The organism is Paraburkholderia sp. NPDC080076, from assembly GCF_050281145.1.
Classification (GTDB): Bacteria; Pseudomonadota; Gammaproteobacteria; order Burkholderiales; family Burkholderiaceae; genus Paraburkholderia.
In genome coordinates this window covers 796,581-816,084 of the sequence record NZ_JBNNWQ010000003.1, presented here as the reverse complement: position 1 = coordinate 816,084, position 19,504 = coordinate 796,581, and the positions used below count along the sequence as shown (strand labels likewise).

20 protein-coding genes are annotated in these 19,504 nt (G+C 63.1%); 16 read left to right on the top strand and 4 right to left on the bottom strand.

Annotated elements, in window-relative coordinates:
• The first annotated feature begins 225 nt into the window (after positions 1-225).
• From ACQKRQ_RS15915 to ACQKRQ_RS15890, 6 genes are all read left to right on the top strand, one after another.
• On the top strand, positions 226-1,266 hold the full coding sequence (locus ACQKRQ_RS15915; protein WP_132374846.1) for a sulfate ABC transporter substrate-binding protein: 1,041 nt from the start codon (positions 226-228) through the stop codon (positions 1,264-1,266).
• A 138-nt stretch (positions 1,267-1,404) separates the two neighbouring features.
• The gene (gene cysT / locus ACQKRQ_RS15910) at positions 1,405-2,307 is read left to right on the top strand and encodes a sulfate ABC transporter permease subunit CysT (RefSeq protein ID WP_132374845.1); all 903 of its coding nucleotides are present in this window, start codon (positions 1,405-1,407) and stop codon (positions 2,305-2,307) included.
• Complete coding sequence (gene cysW / locus ACQKRQ_RS15905) at positions 2,304-3,344, top strand: sulfate ABC transporter permease subunit CysW (RefSeq protein WP_427478053.1); 1,041 nt, start codon at positions 2,304-2,306, stop codon at positions 3,342-3,344. Before cysT ends, cysW begins: the two co-directional genes overlap by 4 nt.
• Positions 3,344-4,402 (top strand): sulfate/molybdate ABC transporter ATP-binding protein, encoded by a 1,059-nt coding sequence (locus tag ACQKRQ_RS15900; protein ID WP_427478051.1) that lies wholly within the window; start codon positions 3,344-3,346, stop codon positions 4,400-4,402. The genes cysW and ACQKRQ_RS15900 overlap by 1 nt, the downstream gene beginning before the upstream one ends.
• Before the next feature lie 83 nt (positions 4,403-4,485).
• Complete coding sequence (locus ACQKRQ_RS15895) at positions 4,486-5,412, top strand: CysB family HTH-type transcriptional regulator (RefSeq protein ID WP_106283582.1); 927 nt, start codon at positions 4,486-4,488, stop codon at positions 5,410-5,412.
• Between the two features lie 221 nt (positions 5,413-5,633).
• Entirely contained in the window at positions 5,634-6,677 is a 1,044-nt protein-coding gene (locus ACQKRQ_RS15890) for an asparaginase (RefSeq protein WP_427478049.1), read from the top strand.
• Positions 6,678-6,836: 159 nt separating this feature from the next.
• Here the strand turns inward: ACQKRQ_RS15890 and ACQKRQ_RS15885 are convergent, their stop codons facing one another.
• The 4 genes from ACQKRQ_RS15885 to gcl all read right to left on the bottom strand — a co-directional run bounded on the left by ACQKRQ_RS15885 (position 6,837) and on the right by gcl (position 11,490).
• Entirely contained in the window at positions 6,837-7,238 is a 402-nt protein-coding gene (locus tag ACQKRQ_RS15885) for a DUF3597 domain-containing protein (protein WP_427478047.1), read from the bottom strand.
• A gap of 555 nt (positions 7,239-7,793) precedes the next feature.
• On the bottom strand, positions 7,794-8,702 hold the full coding sequence (locus ACQKRQ_RS15880) for a 2-hydroxy-3-oxopropionate reductase (protein ID WP_427478045.1): 909 nt from the start codon (positions 8,700-8,702) through the stop codon (positions 7,794-7,796).
• Positions 8,703-8,798: 96 nt separating this feature from the next.
• On the bottom strand, positions 8,799-9,608 hold the full coding sequence (hyi, locus tag ACQKRQ_RS15875) for a hydroxypyruvate isomerase (protein ID WP_408288168.1): 810 nt from the start codon (positions 9,606-9,608) through the stop codon (positions 8,799-8,801).
• A gap of 106 nt (positions 9,609-9,714) precedes the next feature.
• On the bottom strand, positions 9,715-11,490 hold the full coding sequence (gene gcl, locus ACQKRQ_RS15870; protein ID WP_427478043.1) for a glyoxylate carboligase: 1,776 nt from the start codon (positions 11,488-11,490) through the stop codon (positions 9,715-9,717).
• 157 nt (positions 11,491-11,647) lie between these two features.
• Between gcl and ACQKRQ_RS15865 the strand changes: the two genes are divergently transcribed.
• The 10 genes from ACQKRQ_RS15865 (at position 11,648) to ACQKRQ_RS15820 (ending at position 19,476) form a co-directional block, all read left to right on the top strand.
• Positions 11,648-12,562, top strand: a complete 915-nt coding sequence (locus ACQKRQ_RS15865; protein ID WP_408175602.1) for a LysR family transcriptional regulator — start codon at positions 11,648-11,650, stop codon at positions 12,560-12,562.
• Between the two features lie 144 nt (positions 12,563-12,706).
• Positions 12,707-13,441, top strand: coding sequence for an RNA polymerase sigma factor (locus ACQKRQ_RS15860; protein WP_427478041.1), 735 nt, complete (start codon positions 12,707-12,709; stop codon positions 13,439-13,441).
• On the top strand, positions 13,431-14,375 hold the full coding sequence (locus tag ACQKRQ_RS15855; RefSeq protein ID WP_427478039.1) for an anti-sigma factor family protein: 945 nt from the start codon (positions 13,431-13,433) through the stop codon (positions 14,373-14,375). The genes ACQKRQ_RS15860 and ACQKRQ_RS15855 overlap by 11 nt, the downstream gene beginning before the upstream one ends.
• A gap of 279 nt (positions 14,376-14,654) precedes the next feature.
• Complete coding sequence (rpsF, locus tag ACQKRQ_RS15850) at positions 14,655-15,029, top strand: 30S ribosomal protein S6 (RefSeq protein WP_006048823.1); 375 nt, start codon at positions 14,655-14,657, stop codon at positions 15,027-15,029.
• 50 nt (positions 15,030-15,079) lie between these two features.
• Entirely contained in the window at positions 15,080-15,379 is a 300-nt protein-coding gene (gene priB / locus ACQKRQ_RS15845) for a primosomal replication protein N (RefSeq protein WP_007182110.1), read from the top strand.
• Positions 15,380-15,381: 2 nt separating this feature from the next.
• A complete protein-coding gene (rpsR, locus tag ACQKRQ_RS15840) occupies positions 15,382-15,657 on the top strand; it encodes a 30S ribosomal protein S18 (RefSeq protein WP_007182109.1) in 276 nt (91 codons plus the stop codon).
• 27 nt (positions 15,658-15,684) lie between these two features.
• Positions 15,685-16,137, top strand: a complete 453-nt coding sequence (rplI, locus tag ACQKRQ_RS15835) for a 50S ribosomal protein L9 (RefSeq protein ID WP_132374835.1) — start codon at positions 15,685-15,687, stop codon at positions 16,135-16,137.
• A gap of 189 nt (positions 16,138-16,326) precedes the next feature.
• Positions 16,327-17,712 carry a replicative DNA helicase gene (locus ACQKRQ_RS15830; protein ID WP_064269887.1) on the top strand — a complete coding sequence of 462 codons (1,386 nt, stop codon included), beginning with the start codon at positions 16,327-16,329 and terminating at the stop codon, positions 17,710-17,712.
• Between the two features lie 127 nt (positions 17,713-17,839).
• Positions 17,840-18,466, top strand: coding sequence for a DUF47 domain-containing protein (locus ACQKRQ_RS15825; RefSeq protein ID WP_012432805.1), 627 nt, complete (start codon positions 17,840-17,842; stop codon positions 18,464-18,466).
• Positions 18,466-19,476: an inorganic phosphate transporter gene (locus ACQKRQ_RS15820; protein WP_132374806.1), complete on the top strand. Its 1,011-nt coding sequence runs from the start codon at positions 18,466-18,468 to the stop codon at positions 19,474-19,476. The genes ACQKRQ_RS15825 and ACQKRQ_RS15820 overlap by 1 nt, the downstream gene beginning before the upstream one ends.
• Positions 19,477-19,504: the final 28 nt, after the last annotated feature.

Here is a 19,504-nt window from a genome sequence, read left to right as displayed (position 1 = left end):
GTCGTTCCAGCGCCGTCAAGCGACGCTCAAACACCCGTTTTCGTGCCGCAACGCCTTATCCAGCTGTCATTACCACTTTTGCGTATTAAAGAATGAAGAAACATTATTTTTAATGATGAAAGCCCTTCGATAGACTGGCCTCCAGTTGGCGCTCATGTGCACGTGACCGCGACGTAAAAAGACACCACACGCTGTTTCAGCGGACACAACGCGGAGAAAGTTGACATGGATCACCAAGGTACGGGGCTGGCAGGCAGGACGAAAAAACTGATCGCGGCGCTCGCATTGGGCGCGGCGGGCGCGCTCGGCGTGATGGCGCAGGCGCACGCCGCCGACACGACGCTGCTGAACGTGTCCTACGACCCGACGCGCGAGCTGTATCAGGACGTCAACCAGGCGTTCGGCAAGGAATGGAAGGCGAAGACGGGCGAGACGATCACCTTCAAGCAGTCGCACGGCGGCTCGGGCGCCCAGGCGCGCTCGGTGCTCGACGGCCTGCAGGCCGACGTGGTGACGCTGGCGCTTGCATACGATATCGACGCACTGGCCAGCAAGGGTTTGCTGGACAAGGGCTGGCAGAAGCGCTTGCCGGATAACGCGTCGCCGTACACGTCGACGATCGTGTTTCTGGTGCGCAAGGGCAACCCGAAGCACATCAAGGATTGGGACGATCTGACCAAGCCGGGCGTGTCGATCGTCACGCCGAATCCGAAGACTTCGGGCGGCGCGCGCTGGAACTACCTCGCGGCCTGGGCGTATGCCGAGCATCAACCGGGCGGCAATGATCAGAAGGCCAAGGAATTCGTCGGCAAGCTCTATAAGAACGCCGGCGTGCTGGATTCGGGCGCGCGTGGCGCGACCACCAGCTTCGTGCAACGCGGTATCGGCGACGTGCTGATCGCGTGGGAAAACGAAGCGTTTCTGTCGCTGAAGGAATTTGGTCCGGAGAAGTTCGAGATCGTGGTGCCGTCGGTCAGCATTCTGGCGGAGCCGCCGGTCGCCGTGGTGGACAAGGTCGTCGACAAGCACGGCACGCGCAAGGTCGCCGAAGCGTATCTGAACTTCCTGTATAGCGAGCAAGGGCAGGAGATCGCAGCGAAGAACTTCTACCGTCCGCGTTCGAACAAGGTGCCGGCTGAGCTGACCGCCAAGTTTCCGAAGCTGAAGCTGTACACGGTGGACGATTCGTTCGGCGGCTGGGCCAACGCGCAGAAGACGCACTTTGCCGACGGCGGCGTGTTCGATTCGATCTATCAACCGCAATAAGACTGCCGATGCCGGCACCGGCATAGGCAACGAAGCGGCGCGGCAACGCGTCACTCCCGAGCGCGCCCATGGGCGCGCTTTTGGCCGCCAGGGCCCGGCGGCCAGCAACACGAGCATCAACCTGAACGAGTAACGAGCATGACGACGTTGACCTTCCGAAAACCGAGCGCGTTGCCCGGTTTTGGCCTGACACTCGGCATCACGGTGGCTTATCTGAGCCTCGTGGTGCTGATTCCGCTTGCGGCGACCTTTCTCAAGACCGCGACGCTCGACTGGAATCAGTTCGTGCGCGCGGTGAGCTCGCCGCGCGTGCTCGCGTCGTATCGCCTGACGTTCTTCTCCGCGCTCGGCGGCGCGCTGATCAACGCGGTGTTCGGTTTTCTGGTGGCGTGGGTGCTGGTGCGCTACACGTTCCCGTTCAAGCGTATCGTCGACGCCGTGGTCGATCTGCCGTTCGCGCTGCCCACCTCGGTCGCCGGCATATCGCTCGCGGCCGTGTACGCGGGCAACGGCTGGATCGGGCAGTTCCTCGAACCGCTCGGCCTGAAGATCGCTTTTACGCCCGCGGGCGTGCTGGTCGCGCTGACATTCATCGGCTTGCCGTTCGTCGTGCGCACGGTGCAGCCGGTGCTCGAAGAGTTCGAACGCGAACAGGAGGAAGCGGCCGCGTGCCTCGGCGCCTCGCGCTGGCTGACGTTTCGCCGCGTGGTGTTGCCGGCTGTGTTTCCGGCCTTGTTGACGGGCTTCGCGTTGGCTTTCGCGCGTGCGCTCGGCGAGTACGGTTCGGTGATTTTCATCGCCGGCAATGTGCCGATGAAGTCGGAAATCACGTCGCTGCTCATCATCACCAAGTTGGAGCAATACGACTATGCGGGCGCGACGGCGCTGGCGGTCGTGATGCTGGTCGTGTCGTTCCTGATGCTGCTCTTCATCAACACTTTGCAGTGGTATTTGCAGCGCCGCACGAGTCGCGGCGGTGCAGGCCCGGCGCCTGCCGCTGCAAGTGTCGCGGCGATCGGTGTCGGCGGAGGTGCGCAATGAGCCGCCGCGCCGCGAACGAAGTGAATGGCGTGAACAACGCCGTAGCCGTGGCACCGCGCGCGCCGCTGAACGTCGCGCGCCGGCCCGATCCGGTCACCGAGCCGCCCGTTGTGCGCTGGATTCTGACCGGCGTCGCGCTGCTGTTTCTCTCGCTGTTTCTGGTGGTGCCGCTCGTCGCCGTGTTCTATCAGGCGTTGAACAAGGGGCTCGGTTTCTATCTGGAATCGCTCGCCGATCCGGACGCGCTCTCGGCGATCAAGCTCACCGTGATCACCGCCGCGATCGCGGTGCCGCTGAACCTCGTGTTCGGCCTCGCGGCTTCATGGTGTATCGCCAAGTTCGAGTTCCGCGGCAAGGCGCTGCTGACCACGCTGATCGATCTGCCGTTCTCGGTGTCGCCGGTGATCTCGGGCTTGATCTATGTCTTGATGTTCGGCGCGCAGGGCTGGTTCGGCCCGTGGCTGCAGGACCACAACATCCAGATCATTTTCGCGGTGCCGGGCATCGTGATGGCGACGATCTTCGTCACGTTCCCGTTCGTGGCGCGTGAACTGATTCCGCTGATGCAGGCACAAGGCAACGACGAGGAAGAAGCCGCGCACGTGCTTGGCGCGTCGGGCTGGCAGATCTTCCGCCGCGTCACGCTGCCCAACGTCAAATGGGGCCTGCTGTACGGCGTGATTCTGTGCAACGCGCGGGCAATGGGCGAGTTCGGCGCGGTGTCGGTGGTGTCGGGCCATATTCGCGGCCAGACCGACACGATGCCGCTGCACGTCGAAATCCTCTACAACGAATACAACTTCTCGGCGGCGTTTGCCGTGGCGTCGGTGCTGGCTCTGCTCGCACTCGTGACGCTCGGCCTGAAGCTGCTCGCCGAGCGCCATATGTCGGCGGAACTGTCGGCCGCGCGCGATGTGCCCGCGTACGCCGGCCCCGTCACGCCGCCGGCCAATGCCACACACGCAACACACGCAACACGCGCAACGCAAACAACGCATGCATCGCAGCAACACCCGCTCAAGCAAGGAGAGCTGTAATGGGTATCACCGTTCGTAACCTGCAGAAGCGCTTCGGCGATTTCGTCGCGCTCGATAACGTCTCGCTCGACTTTCCGCCGGGTGAACTGGTTGCGCTGCTCGGGCCGTCGGGTTGTGGCAAGACGACCTTGCTGCGCGTGATCGCGGGACTCGAATACGCCGACGGCGGCGAGGTCGTGCTGCAAGGCCAGGACGTGGCGACGGTCGGCGCACGCGAGCGGGAAGTGGGCTTCGTGTTCCAGCATTACGCGCTGTTCCGCCATATGACGGTGTTCGAGAACGTGGCGTTCGGCTTGCGCGTGAAGCCGCGCAAGGAGCGTCCCTCGGAAGCGGTGATTCGCGAAAAGGTGCATGAGCTGCTCAAGCTTGTGCAACTCGACTGGCTTGCGCAACGCTATCCGTCGGAATTGTCGGGCGGCCAGCGGCAACGTATCGCGCTTGCGCGCGCGTTGGCGGTCGAGCCGAAAGTGCTGCTGCTCGATGAACCGTTCGGCGCGCTCGATGCGAAAGTGCGCAAGGAACTGCGCAGCTGGCTGCGGCGCCTGCACGACGATCTGCACATCTCGACGATCTTCGTTACGCACGATCAGGAAGAAGCGCTCGAAGTGGCCGATCGTATCGTCGTGCTCAATCGCGGGCACGTGGAGCAGGTGGGCAGTCCGCAGGACGTGTACGACCATCCGCAAACCTCGTTCGTCTACGAGTTTCTCGGCGCGGCCAACCGTTTGCACGGCAATGTCGACGCGAGCGGTTTCGTGGTCGACGGCGCGGCGTTGCCGGTCTCGATCAAGGCCGATTTCAGCGGCCCCGCGTTCGCCTACGTGCGTCCGCACGATCTGCAGTTGTATCCGCAGGCGTCCGGCCATCGCGAAGGCATCGTCGTCGACGTGCGGCGCGTGGTGACGCTGGGCGGCTCGGTGCGGGTCGAACTCGCGGGCCGCGAGGGCAACCTGCTCGAAGCCGAACTCGATCGCGAAGCATGGCGCGATCTGCAACTCTCCATCGGCGACGGCGTGACCGCAGTGCCGCGCGCCTTGCGCGTTTTCCCGGCGCAATGAGTGCCGGCAGGCGCAAAGCAACACGACTCGGTGTTTCAATCAAACTCAAATAACTCAACTCTGGCTGAACCGGAGACATCAAGATGAATTTTCAGCAATTGCGCTTTGTGCGCGAAGCCGTGCGTCAGAACATGAATCTGACCGAGGTGGCGAACGTGCTGTACACGTCGCAGTCGGGCGTATCGAAACAGATCAAGGATCTCGAGGACGAACTCGGCGTCGACATTTTCATTCGACGCGGCAAGCGTTTGACGGGCCTCACCGAGCCGGGCAAGGCGGTGCATCAACTGATCGAGCGGATGCTGCTCGACGCCGAGAATCTGCGCCGCGTCGCGCGCCAGTATGCTGACCAGGATAGCGGGCACCTCGTCGTCGCCACCACCCACACGCAGGCGCGCTATGCGTTGCCGAAGGTGATCCGCCAATTCACCGAGGTGTTCCCGAAGGTGCATCTGGCGCTGCGTCAGGGCAGTCCGCAACAGATCGCGCAGATGATCATCAACGGCGAAGCGGACATCGGCATCTCGACCGAAGCGCTCGACCGCTTCCCGGATATCGTCACGTTCCCGTGCTATTCGTGGCATCACGTCGTGGTCGTGCCGAAAGATCATCCGCTGGTAGGCCGCCCGAATCTGACGCTCGACGAGATCGCCGAATTCCCGATCGTCACGTACGACCAGGACTTCACGGGCCGCTCGCATATCGACCAGGCATTCGCGAAAGCGGGTGCATTGCCCGACGTCGTGCTGACCGCAATCGACGCCGACGTGATCAAGACGTATGTCGAACTCGGCATGGGCATCGGCGTGGTCGCGGCGATGGCTTACGATCCGAAGCGCGATACGGAACTGGTCGCGCTCGACACGCAGCATCTGTTCGAGGCGAGCACGACGCGGGTCGGTTTGCGCAAGGGCGCGTTCCTGCGCGCGTACGCTTATCGGCTGATCGAGATGTTCGCGCCGCAGTTGAACGAAGCGGATATCGCCGCGCAGTTGCGCGAAGCGGTTTAAGGAATGCGCCGGGCTGTCGAGGTCCGGCGCGACAGGCCAATGGCGTCGCGCGGATCGTCCGCGGCGTCAGTGCGAACTTCATGCGGGCGGTGGCTGGCCTTGATGCAAACGGCACGCAAACTCGTGGCGCACAGAGCGCTGGTCTCATCCAGCTCCGAAACGAACGGACATCCGTTTTTTCACGCATGGCGGCGTGCGGCGCATCGCTTACAATCGCCGCCATGAATACTCCGACTTCTTCCTCCGCTATACCTTCAGACGAAGGCGCCACGCCGCTGCTGCCGCGCATCGTCGTCCTGGCGACCGGCGGCACGATTGCCGGCGCGGCCGCGAGCGCTACCAACACATCCGGTTATCAGGCCGGTGTGATCGGTGTCGAGCAACTGCTGGCCGTGGTGCCGGCCTTGTCCACGGTGGCGCGAATCGAGCGCGAGCAGATTGCGAGCGTCGACAGCAAGGACATGGCGATGCCGCTGTGGACCACGCTCGCGCAACGCATCAACACGCTGCTCGCCGACGACGACATCGACGGCGTGGTGGTCACGCACGGCACCGACACGCTCGAAGAAACCGCTTACCTGCTGCATCTGACCATCAAGTCGGACAAGCCCGTCGTGCTGACGGCGGCCATGCGCCCGGCGTCGGCGCTGTCCGCCGACGGCCCGCTGAATCTGCTGAACGCCGTGACGGTTGCGGCGCACGCGGCCTCGCGCGGGCAGGGCGTGCTGGTGGCCTTCAACAACAGGATCCATAGCGCGCGCGACGTGGTCAAGACGAGCACCTACGCGGTCGATGCTTTTCATTCGCCCGAAATCGGCGCGCTCGGCTGGGTGCAGGACGGTCGCGTCGAATTCCAGCGCGGCGTGGTGCGTCCGCATACGCTCGCGACCGAATTCGTGATCGGCGCGAAGTGGCCGCATGTGGAGATCGTCGTGAGTTACGCGGGCGTTTCGCGCATTGCCGTGGACGCGTTCGTTGCCGCTGGTGTGCGTGGCATCGTCGTGGCGGGCACGGGCAACGGCTCGATTCACGCTTCGGTGCAGCAGGCATTGGCCGATGCCGCTTCGCAAGGCGTCGCGGTGGTGCGTGCTTCGCGTGTGGGTTCGGGACATGTGATGCGCAACGGCGCAGCCGCCGACGACGCACTCGGTTTCGTCAGCGCAGGTTCGCTGAATCCGTACAAGGCACGCGTGTTGCTGATGCTGGCATTGGCCGCAGGCGGCACAGGACCGGTTGCGTTGCAGAAGACTTTCGATACGTACTGATCGATTGAGCACGGACGGCCCGGTTCAAAGTCACAACCGTGTCTCGCGCATGAAGCTTAAATGACAACGCGGCGCCCAGGTCATCGACCCGAGCGCCGCGTTGTCGTTTCAGCTTGAGGTTTATCGCTAGCGCCGCAACGAGGCGGCGTCGGCAAGCAGTCAGTTCGCCAGATCCGGCGGTAACTTGCCGCCGTTAGCTGCCAAGGCCACCATCACCTGCTTGTGCAGCCAGATGTTCATGCTCGCCGAATCGTTCGTGTCGCCGCTGTACTTCAATTCCTTGGCGAGCTCCTTGCGATGTTCAAGGCTGCTGTCGACGCCGAGCGCCTTCAGCGTGTCGACGATCGAGGTGCGCCAGTTCAGCGTTTGCCCGCTCTCGCTCACGAACTGGTCCATCACGACAGCGACGTCGACGTCGGCCAGCGGCGCGGGCGCCGGTGCAGCCGCCGGCGCAGCGGCTTGCGCGGCTGCCGGATCCGGTGTCGGCTCAACCGCGGGCGCAGGCTGGTCGGGCTTCGCTTTGCCGAAGAGCTTGTTTACGATGTCACCAAAGATGCTCATTCTGAATCCTTTGCAGAGGGGTTACTGGCGCGAGCACATTCCGCTCACGGGTTGAACACTGGTTGGGAATCGGGCGAATGATGCAGAGGACATGCGTTGCCTTGATCGGCAAGCCGCACTTGAATGCCGATACGCCCGCAACCAGACTCAACGAGTGTAGGAGAAAAGCGCGAGCCGATGTGTCAAAAAAGGTCGTGCAAAGGGGACGGAGTTGCAAGCAAATGCAAGCGGACTTGCGGGCACACGTGCGAGGAGACCTGCAAAGAGAGGTGCCGGCAGGTGGCGTCATGACGCACCCGCTGCGAGAGTTTGGCCGAAAAAGCATAAGCATCGTTAAACATGAAATCCGACAGCCGGACACCCGACGACGACGTCTGACCGACCAAGGCTTCCCCGGCGCCGCCGGGTGCCGCTGCGGACCCCACTTGCCGCTCTCAGCCCAGAGCGGCACGATTTGCCCGTTCCGCCGTGCTTGCCGCACGACGAACCGGGCGCCCCACCTGCGACTGCCATGATGTTGAGCATGCAACGATCACGGCAGTCCGTATCACTTCCTCAAGCTGCCTTGGCTTCGCTGCCCGGCGCTTGCGCGACTTCGTAATTCGCCATGATTTCGAGCGCGCGCACCATCGCCGAGTGATCCCATGCCTTGCCGCCATTCGCCGCGCATACGCTGAACAGTTGCTGCGCGCTTGCCGTATGCGGCAGGGCGATACCCAGCTTGCGTGCGCCGTCGAGTGCGAGGTTCAGATCCTTCTGGTGCAGTTCGATACGGAAGCCCGGATCGAAGGTGCGCTTGGTCATGCGCTCGCCGTGCACTTCGAGAATCCGCGACGAGGCGAAGCCGCCCATCAGCGCTTTGCGCACACGTTCCGGATCGGCGCCCGAGCGCGAGGCGAACAGCAGCGCTTCGGCCACTGCTTCGATGTTCAGCGCGACGATGATCTGGTTCGCGACCTTGCAAGTCTGACCCGCGCCGTTGTCGCCGATCAGCGAGATGTTCTTGCCCATCAGTTCGAACAGCGGCCTGGCCGCGGCGAAGGCTTTTTCCGGACCGCCCACCATGATCGTCAGCGTCGCTTCACGCGCGCCGACTTCGCCGCCGGAGACCGGCGCGTCGAGATAGTCGACGCCGAGCGCGTTGATCTTCTTCGCGAACGCTTGCGTGTCGAGCGGCGAGATCGAGCTCATGTCGATCACGAGCTTGCCCTTCGAGAGGCCGGCGGCGACGCCGTCGTCGGCGAACAGCACATTGGCGACGTCGGGCGTGTCCGGCACCATGATGATGACGATGTCGGCGGCCTGCGCGACAGCGGTCGAATTCGCGACGACGCTCGTCGTTTTGCTCAGATCTTCCGGCACCGGGTATGCGCCATTCACGAACAGCGAGTGGCCGCCCTTGATGAGGTTGCGCGCCATGTGCGCGCCCATGATGCCGAGGCCGATGAAACCGATCTTTGCCATGTGTCTAAATCTCCAGTGTTGTTTGGTGTCCCGCAAGGGGACGTCCTTCGGGGCGAGAAGCGCCTGATCCGACCGATCAATGCAGCGATGCGGCGCTCAGGCGGCGGCGTGAGCCGCGCCGCGGGTTTGCCCGGCCACGCTCTGCACCCAGCCGAGGCCGGCGGCCGTGGTCGTGCGCGGTTTGTATTCGCAACCGACGTAGCCGTCGTAGCCGAGCGAGTCGAGCAGATCGAACAGGAACGGGTAGTTGATTTCGCCGGTGCCCGGTTCGTTGCGGCCCGGGTTGTCGGCGAGCTGGATGTGTGCGATCTGCGGCAGGTTCTTCTTGATGGTCGCCGCGAGTTCGCCTTCCATCCGTTGCATGTGATAGATGTCGTATTGCAGGAACAGATTGTCCGAACCGACTGCGCGAATCACGTCGAGACCTTCGCCCGAGCGGTTCAGTGCGAAGCCCGGAATGTCGTAGGAATTGCACGGCTCGACCAGCAGCTTGATGCCGGCCTTCTTCAGTTCGCCCGCGGCGAAGCGCAGGTTGTCGACGATCGTCGAGCGTGCCTTGTCCGCATCGACGCCGGCCGTCGGAATGCCGACGAGGCAGTTCAGTTGCGGCACCTTCAGTGCGGTCGCGTATTCGATCGCGCGTCCGACGCCTTCCTGGAACTCGCTCACGCGATCCGGCAGGCACGCAATGCCGCGTTCGCCGGCTTCCCAGTTGCCCGCGGGCAGGTTGTGCAGCACCAGCTTCAGGCGATTCTGCTGAAGACGTTCGCTCAATTCAGCGATCTGATACGGATACGGAAACAGGAACTCGACGGCATGAAAGCCCGCGTCCGCCGCAGCCGCAAAGCGGTCGAGGAACGGGACTTCGTTGAACAGCATGGTGAGATTCGCTGCAAATTTCGGCATGGTGCGTCTGTCTCTCTGGTCGGTCAGTGGAATAACTTTCGTGAGGCGGTTCGGTGTTGCTGAACCGCGCTCAAGTGATGCTTATTTGTTCAACACGTCAGGCCGCTCAGTCGAGCATGCTGATCGCGGTCGGTGCGTCTTCGCGCTTCGCGGCCAGTTCTTCGAACTCGTTGATCGCGTCGATCTCGGTGCCCATCGAAATGTTGGTCACACGCTCGAGGATCACTTCGACGATCACCGGCACGTTGAACTCGGAGAGCATCGACTGCGCCTTCAGCAGCGCGGGCTTCAGTTCTTCCGGCTGGAACACGCGGATCGCCTTGCAACCCAGGCCTTCCGCCACCGCGACGTGATCCACGCCGTAGCCGTTCATTTCCGGCGCGTTGATGTTCTCGAAGCCGAGCTGCACGCAGAAGTCCATGTCGAACGCGCGCTGGGCCTGGCGGATCAGGCCGAGGTACGAGTTGTTCACCACCACATGCACATATGGCAGCTTGAATTGCGCGCCGGCTGCCAGTTCTTCGATCATGAACTGGAAGTCGTAGTCGCCCGAGAGCGCCACGATCGAACGTTGCGGGTCGGCCGCACGCACGCCGAGCGCTGCCGGAATCGTCCAGCCGAGCGGGCCCGCCTGGCCGCAGTTGATCCAGTTGCGCGCCTTGTAGACATGCAGGAACTGCGCGCCGGCGATCTGCGAAAGACCGATCGTGCTCACGTAGCACGTGTCGCGGCCGAACACCTGGTTCATCTCTTCGTAGACGCGCTGCGGCTTCATCGGCACGTTGTCGAAGTGCGTCTTGCGCAGCATCGTCTTCTTGCGTTGCTGGCAGTCGGCGACCCATGCGCCGCGGTCCTTCAGCTTGCCCGCGGCCTTCCATTCCTGCGCCACTTCGACGAACAGTTCGAGCGCGGCCTTGGCGTCCGACACGATGCCCAGATCCGGGCCGAACACGCGGCCGATCTGCGTCGGTTCGATATCGACGTGCACGAACTTGCGGCCCTTCGTATACACCTCGACGCTGCCCGTGTGACGGTTCGCCCAGCGGTTGCCGATGCCGAGCACGAAGTCGGAGGCGAGCATCGTCGCATTGCCGTAGCGGTGCGAGGTTTGCAGGCCGACCATGCCGGCCATCAACGGATGGTCGTCGGGAATCGCACCCCACGACATCAGCGTCGGGATCACCGGCACGCCGACGGTTTCAGCGAACGTGACGAGCAGGTCTTCAGCGGCTGCGTTCAGCACGCCGCCACCCGAGACGATCAACGGCTTGTCCGAGTTGTTCAGCAACGTGAGCGCGGCTTCGATCTGTTTGCGCGTCGCTTTCGGCTTGTAGACCGGCAGCGGTTCGTACGTGTCGATGTCGAATTCGATTTCGGCGAGCTGCACGTCGATCGGCAGATCGACCAGCACCGGACCCGGACGGCCCGAGCGCATCAGGTGGAAAGCCTGCTGGAACACGCGCGGCACCAGCGCCGGTTCACGCACCGTGACGGCCCACTTGGTGACGGGCTTGGCGATCGATTCGATATCGACGGCCTGGAAGTCTTCCTTGTACAGACGCGCGCGCGGCGCCTGGCCCGTGATGGCGAGAATAGGAATGGAGTCGGCCTGAGCCGAGTACAAACCGGTGATCATGTCGGTGCCGGCGGGGCCCGACGTGCCGATACACACGCCGATGTTGCCCGGTTGGGCGCGCGTATAGCCTTCGGCCATATGCGACGCGCCTTCGACGTGGCGGGCCAGCACGTGGCTGATGTTGCCTGCCTTGCGCATGGCCGAGTAGAACGGGTTGATCGCTGCGCCCGGAACGCCGAATGCGGTGTCGATGCCTTCTTTTTCGAGCACCAGCACGGCTGCGTCGACGGCTCTCATCTTGGCCATGAATGTCTCCTGAATGTCTGGGAATGGGCGAATTAAACGTGTTGAGTGCACTTTAGGCTTGACGTAAAGGTTTGATAAGATCAGTCCGGGTCGCTTATTTCGAAACAAAAAGTATGGAATGGCCCGCAGCCTGGCGCCCGGCCAGTTGGAGACAAAAATGGACCGCTTCAAACAGATCGAAACCTTCGTGCGCGTCGCGGACGCGGGCAGCCTGGCGGCGGCCGCGCTGGAGGAGGGCGTGTCGCCGGTGATTCTCGGCCGCCGCATCGACGCGCTGGAAAAGCGCCTCGGCGTCAAACTGATGTACCGCTCGACGCGCCGGCTGGTGGTCAGCGAAGACGGCGCCGCGTTCCTGGAGCGCTGCCGGGGCCTGCTGACCGAATGGGATCAGGCGGAAAACGAACTGAGCGCCGGGCGGCGCGCCGTGAACGGCCATCTGATCGTGTCGGCGCCGGCCGCATTCGGGCGCAAGCACGTCGCGCCGCTCGCGCCGACGTTTCTTGCCGACAAGCCGGAATTGCAGGTGTCGTTCAATCTGACCGACCGGGTGGTGGATCTGGTGCGTGAGGGTTACGACCTGTCGATCCGCATCGGCGGCGCGGTCGATCCGAATTTCGTGGCGGTCAAGCTGGCGTCGAACCGGCGCGTGGTGTGCGGCACGCCGGAGTATTTTCGCCAGCACGGCAGGCCGAAAACACTCGAAGACCTGCCGCAGCACAACTGTCTCGCGTTCAATCTGCAAGGCGGACAGAACCGCGGCTGGTACTTCCGCCGCAACGGCAAGCTGGCGACGGTGCGGGTGGGCGGCACGCTCGACTGCAACGACGGCGAACTGCTGCACCGCTGGGTGTCGGAAGGGCTCGGGCTCGGCTGGCGCTCCACGTGGGAGATCCAGCAGCAACTGGCGCGCGGCGAGCTGGAAACCGTACTCGACGAATTCGCGCTGCCCGACTACGACATTCTCGCGGTCTATCCGCAGCAGCGGTATGTGCCGGCCAAGGTGCGGTACTTCATCGATTATCTGAAAGAGGTGTACGCCAGCGAGGATTACTGGAACCGCCCGGCTTACTGACAGGCGGGCGCGCGGCGGCCCGGTCGGATTTTTGGCGGATTTCGTCCGGCGGCGGGAATAAACTTCGCAAATGCCCGGTTATGCGCTGTAGAGAGTGTCACGACGAGCTCCATCGCATAGCCCGCAATGCCCTGGAGGGCCGAGGTGGTCCAGACCGATTCAGAACCTGTCCGCGCGCACGGCGAGTCCGAAGCAGCGAGGAGCCGGCGCTTTCAGCAGATGGCGCTGCCGCACCTCGATGCCGCGTATAACCTTGCGCGCTGGTTGTGCGGTAACGCCAGCGATGCCGACGATGTCGTGCAGGAAGCCTTCATGCGCGCGTTTCGCTTCTTCGACACCTTTCGCGGCGATTCGGCGCGGCCGTGGCTGCTCGCGATCGTGCGCCGCACCTGGTACACGGAATGGCGACGGCGGGCGTCGTCGCACGAAACGGTCGAGTTCGACGACACCATGGACGACACCACCTTCGACGGCTGGAGCGTGGGCGGCGCCGACCCGCAAGCGCTCCTGATCCGCGACGAGGACTCGAAGCTCGTGCACGAGGCGCTCGCGCAGTTGCCGGTCGAATATCGGGAAGTGCTGATGCTGCGGGAGCTGGAGGAGATGGGCTACAAGGAGATTGCGGCGGTGGCCGACGTGCCGATCGGCACGGTGATGTCCCGGCTCGCGCGGGGGCGTCGCAAGCTAGCCGCGCTGCTCATGGAGAACCAGGGGGGCGCAGCGGCGTCGCACAGGTCGTCCACGTGCGCGGGGCCCGGCCCAGGTAAATCGGCCACGGCGAGCGTGACCCCATTGCGGGCGTCCGCCAACGGTCGGCCACTCAACACGCCAGGCGGCAGCGCCGCCGGCAACGCTCAGGAGACGCCAGATGGACTGTAACGAAGCGCGGCCGCTCCTCGACGCGAACGCCGATCACGAATTACCCGCGCCGGATGCCCGGCGCGTCCAGCAGCATATCGAGAGCTGCGCCGCCTGCCGGCGCGAAAGCGAGAACCTGCGGGCCTTGAGTGGCGCGGTGCGCGCGGCGCCTTATCATCGTGCGCCGCAGTCGCTGCGTGAGCGGATCGTCGCCGGGTTGCCGCCCGTCGAGGAACCGGTTGCGGCGGCGGAGGTGCCGATTGCCAGCGTCAAGACGCCGCCGCGCGCGCGTGCGCGGCGGGGCTGGCTCGATCGCTGGCTGGACGGCTGGCGCGCGCCGCAAGGCGGCTTCGGCTGGCCGACGGGCGCGGGCGGCTCGGTTGGCTCAGGCGGCGTGTTTGCGCGCGGCTGGCTGGCGGCGCTGGTCGTCGCGTTGTGCGCGATCGCGGCGGGCGTGGCGTTGAACCTGCGCCGGCCGGCGGACTTCGGGCCGTTCGCCGACGAACTGGTGGAAAGCCACGTGCGCGCGCAGGTGTCGGGGCGCGACATCGACGTGATTTCGACGGACCGGCATACGGTCAAGCCGTGGTTCAATGGCCGGCTCGACTATTCGCCGCCGGTCGAGGATCTGGCGGCGAACGGCTTCGCGCTGGAAGGCGGCCGTCTGGACTACCTCGCGCATCAGCGGGTGGCCGTGCTGGTGTACCGCTACCAGAAGCACGTGATCGACGTGTACGTCTTTCCGCAGACCGGTTCCGGCGGGACAGGCCGAGACACCGGCGGCGCGGTGCCCGCGACGCTCGGTCGCGAAGGCTACTCGATCGCGCACTGGAACGCGGAAGGCATGACCTGGTGGGCGATCTCGGACGCCGCACCCGACGCGCTGAAGGGACTGGAAGTGGCGTTGAAGGCGCGGCTGCAAAGCGGCAGCGAGCGCACGGAAGCGGGCTCGTAGACTGCAAACGGCGGCTTGGCGGCCTGGGCGGGCCGCCTGGCCCGGGCGGCTGCTCTTGCTTAACGCGAAAAGGCTGACCGCCCGTTTCAGCCTGCCCGGCACGCGATGCCGCATCCGGCTTCGCGGCGCCACCGCCTAAACCCTTGAAAACACACCCGATTCACGCGCCGCAATAACGGGATATCTTGCAACCCGGCCCCATTCGGGTTACACTCTTTGGCTTCTCACTTGCCACACCGGTTCCGACGCCCGGGTGGCTTTAATCCACAAGGAGTGTGTATGCGTCATTATGAAATCGTCTTTATCGTGCATCCCGATCAGAGCGAGCAAGTGCCCGCCATGATCGAGCGTTACAAGAGCACGATCACCTCGCACGGTGGCCAGATCCACCGTATCGAAGACTGGGGCCGTCGCCAACTGGCCTACATGATCGAGAAACTCGCGAAGGCTCACTACGTCTGCATGAACATCGAATGCGACCAGACCACGCTCGACGAGCTGGAACACGCATTCAAGTTCAATGACGCCGTTCTGCGTCACCTGATCGTCAAGATGAAGAAGGCCGAAACCGGCCCGTCGCCGATGATGAAGGAAGTGCAGCGCGAAGAAGCCAAGAAGTCGGCTGCTACGCAACCGTCCGAAGCGCAGGCTTAAGACACACTATTTAAGCTACCAGATTCAGCGTCGTTCTCACCAAAGGCTACATGAACCGGCTGCAACTCACGGCCAGCGTCGTCGAACGCGAACCGGTGCGGTACACCCCCGCCGGCGTTCCGATTGCAGGCTGCACGTTGCACCACCGCACGGAAGTCGTCGAAGCCGGCATCGCCCGGCAAGTCGAACTGACCATGCAGGCAGTAGCCGCAGGCGAGGCGAGCGGTAAGCTGGAAAGCTGTCAGATGGGCGTAGAAACGCTCTTCACCGGCTTTCTGGCGAAAAAGCACCGCAACGCAAGAACTCTGGTATTTCACATCACAGCATTGCAGGACATTGGAAAGGACTGAACATGCCCCGCCCGACTGGTAAGAAATTCGACAAGCGTCGTCAGCAACAAAATCCGCTCTTCAAGCGCAAGAAGTTCTGCCGTTTCACGGCCGCTGGCGTCGATCACATCGACTACAAGGACCTCGAAACGCTGAAGGACTTCATCGGCGAAAACGGCAAGATCACGCCGGCGCGTCTCACGGGTACGAAGTCGCACTATCAACGCCAGCTGGACACGGCAATCAAGCGCGCGCGTTTCCTCGCGCTGGTGCCGTACACCGACCAGCACAAGGCCTAACCCGACGACGCGATAAGGAGTCTCCGAATGCAAATTATTCTTCTGGAAAAAGTCGTCAATCTGGGCAACCTGGGCGATATCGTGAAGGTCAAGGACGGTTACGCACGTAACTTCCTGATCCCGAACAAGCAAGCTCGCCGTGCAACGAAGGAAGCCCTGGCTGAATTCGAAGTGCGCCGTGCAGAACTCGAAAAAGTCGCCGCTGAAAAGCTGGCTGCGGCTCAAGCTCAAGGCGAAAAGCTGGGCGGCTCGACGGTTCAGATCAATCAGAAGGCTGGTGTCGACGGCCGTCTGTTCGGTTCGGTGACGAACGCGGACATCGCTGAAGCTCTGGTCAAGCAAGGCTTCGCAGTGGAAAAGGCGCAAGTGCGTCTGCCGGAAGGCCCGCTGAAGATGGTTGGCGAACACGCAGTTCAAATCTCGCTGCACACCGACGTTCTGGTCGATGTGACGGTGGCTGTGATCGGCGAGCACGTCTAAGCCGACCGCGTCTAAGCCGACCGCGTCTAAGCCGACCGCGTCTAAGCATCAAATAGCATCTGCCAGGAGGTTGCTGGCAAAAGGCAGGGGCCGGGGAACCGGCCCCTGTTTTTTTTGTGCCCGTTTTTTTGTTTTTCCCGCTCGCCGCAGCCGCCCGCGCGCCCCCGATTTGCCCGATAATCCCTCTCCATGAACGCACCGTCCAAAGATCCCCAACTCGAGTCGCTGAAAGTCCCGCCGCATTCGATCGAGGCCGAGCAATCGGTGCTGGGCGGCCTGCTGCTCGACAATGCCGCGTGGGACCGCATCGCCGACTTCCTGTCGCAGAGCGATTTTTACCGCTACGACCACCGCATCATCTTCGAGCACATCGGCAAGCTGATCGCGGCCACGCGCCCGGCGGACGTAATCACTGTGTACGAGGCGCTCGGCACCTCGGGCAAGGCGGAAGAGGTCGGCGGTCTCGCCTATCTGAACGCGCTGGCGCAGAACACGCCGAGCGCGGCCAATATCCGCCGCTACGCGGAAATCGTGCGCGATCGCGCGGTGTTGCGCCGGCTGGTCTCGGTTGCCGATGAAATCTCGGCCGACGCCTTCAATCCGCAGGGCAAGGAAGTCCGCCAGCTGCTGGACGAGGCCGAGTCGAAGGTGTTTTCGATCGCCGAAGACGGCGCGCGCGGCACGCAAGGCTTTCTCGAAATCGGGCCGCTGCTCACGGAAGTGGTCGAGCGGATCGACACGCTGTATCACACCGCCAATCCGAGCGACGTAACGGGCACGCCGACCGGCTTTGTCGATCTGGACCGCATGACTTCGGGCATGCACGGCGGCGAGCTGATCATCGTCGCGGGCCGTCCGTCGATGGGTAAAACGGCGTTTTCGATGAACGTCGGCGAATACGTGGCGGTCGAGTACGGCTTGCCGGTCGCGGTGTTCTCGATGGAAATGCCGGGTTCACAGCTCACCATGCGTATGCTCGGCTCGGTCGGGCGGCTGGATCAGCACCGCATGCGAACCGGGCGCCTGACTGACGAGGATTGGCCGAAGCTCACTCACGCCGTGCAGAAAATGAGCGAGGCGCAGATTTTCATCGACGAAACCGGCGGTCTGAACCCGATGGAATTGCGCTCGCGCGCGCGCCGATTGTCGCGCCAGTGCGGCAAGCTCGGTTTGATCATCATCGACTATTTGCAACTGATGAGCGGCTCGTCGTCGGGTGAAAACCGCGCGACCGAAATCTCGGAAATCTCGCGTTCGCTGAAAAGTCTCGCCAAGGAACTCGACGTGCCGGTAATCGCCTTGTCGCAGCTCAACCGGGGTCTCGAACAGCGTCCGAACAAGCGGCCGATCATGTCGGACTTGCGCGAATCCGGCGCTATCGAACAGGATGCCGACGTGATCCTGTTCATTTACCGCGACGAAGTGTACAACCCGGACAGTCCGGACAAAGGCACGGCCGAGATCATCATCGGTAAACAGCGGAATGGTCCGATCGGCCCCGTTCGGCTCACGTTCCATGGCCAATTCACGAAGTTCGACAACTTTGCCGGCGCGCAGAATTTCTACAGCGATTGAGCGGAGAAGTGAAGCGATAACTGGAGCGTCGTTGTAACGGCGCTTTCAAAAGTGCGGCTCGGGTCTCGCAACGGTACAATGTGGCGGTTTTATGTCAGCCATAATGTGACCAATTTTCGGGATCCCAATGTTCGGTCGATTCATGCCCACCGAGGGCAAGTTCTTTGAAATTTTCAATGCGCACGCAACGTGCATCGTCTCTGCAAGCCGCGAACTCGAGCTGCTGATCGACAACCTGCAGGACGCCGAGACCCATAAGCAAAACGTGCAGAAAGCCGAGAAGGCCGCTGACAAGCTCACGCACGAAACCATCGACCTGCTGCACAAGACGTTCATCACGCCGCTCGACCGTGACGAGATCCACAAGCTGATCACCACGATGGACGACATCCTCGATTTGATGGAGGACGTCGCCACCGCCATTTCGCTGTACGACGTGCAAGCCGTGACCTCCGAGGCGAGCCAGTTGGCGCACATCTGCACGGCAACCTCCGAGCGTGTGCAGTTCGCCGTGAGCCTGTTGTCCGACATGAAGCAGGCGAGCCAGATCCTGAAGGCCTGCGAGGACATCGACCGTCTGGAATCGGAAGCCGACCGCGTGCTGCGCTCGGCCATGTCGAAACTGTTCCGCGAAGAAGACAACGTCAAGACCCTGATCAAGCTGAAAGCGATCTATGAATTGCTCGAAACGATCACGGACAAGTGTGAGGATGTAGCGAACATCATCGAAGGCATCGTGCTGGAAAACGCATAATGCAATCGATACAACTCGCAATCTGGGTCGTCACCGGCCTGGTCGCCGTCGCGCTGATTTTCGACTTCATGAACGGCTTCCACGACGCGGCCAATTCAATCGCCACGGTCGTCTCGACCGGCGTGCTGAAGCCGCAGCAAGCGGTGGCCTTCGCGGCGGCTTTCAACGTCATCGCGTATTTCGTGTTCCACCTGAAAGTGGCGGCGACCGTCGGCAAGGGCACGATCGACCCGAATATCGTAGACCATTACGTGATTTTCGGCGCGCTGGTCGGCGCGATCGGCTGGAACATCATCACCTGGCACTACGGCATTCCGTCCAGTTCCTCGCATGCGCTGATCGGCGGCCTGGTGGGCGCGGCGCTCGCCAAATCGGGCTGGGGCTCGCTGAATTTCGACGGCCTGATGAAGACGGTCGCCTTCATCTTCATTTCGCCGCTGCTCGGCTTCGTGCTCGGCTCGTTCTTCATGCTGGCGGTGTCGTGGATCTACTTCCGTACGCCGCCGAGCAAGGTCGACCGGCGTTTCCGGCGCTTGCAACTGGTGTCGGCGGGCTTGTACAGCCTCGGCCACGGCGGCAACGACGCGCAGAAAACCATCGGCATTATCTGGATGCTGCTGATCGCGACCGGCTATGCGTCGTCGTTTGCGGATGCGCCGCCGCTGTGGGTGATTGGCGGCTGTTATCTCTCCATGGGCGTCGGCACGCTGTTCGGCGGCTGGCGCATTGTCCGCACGATGGGCCAGAAGATCACCAAGCTCAAGCCGGTCGGCGGCTTTTGCGCGGAGACGGGTGGCGCGATCACGCTGTTTACCGCGTCATGGCTCGGCATTCCGGTGTCCACCACGCATACCATTACCGGCGCGATCGTCGGTGTCGGCGCGACGCAGAAGCTGAGCGCGGTGCGTTGGGGCGTGGCCGGCAACATCGTGTGGGCGTGGATTCTGACGATCCCGGCTTCCGCGGCGCTCTCCGGCGCTGCATGGTGGCTCGGCCACCGCTTCCTGTAAGCGCGCGGCGGCGCTGGTCGCCGCGTTT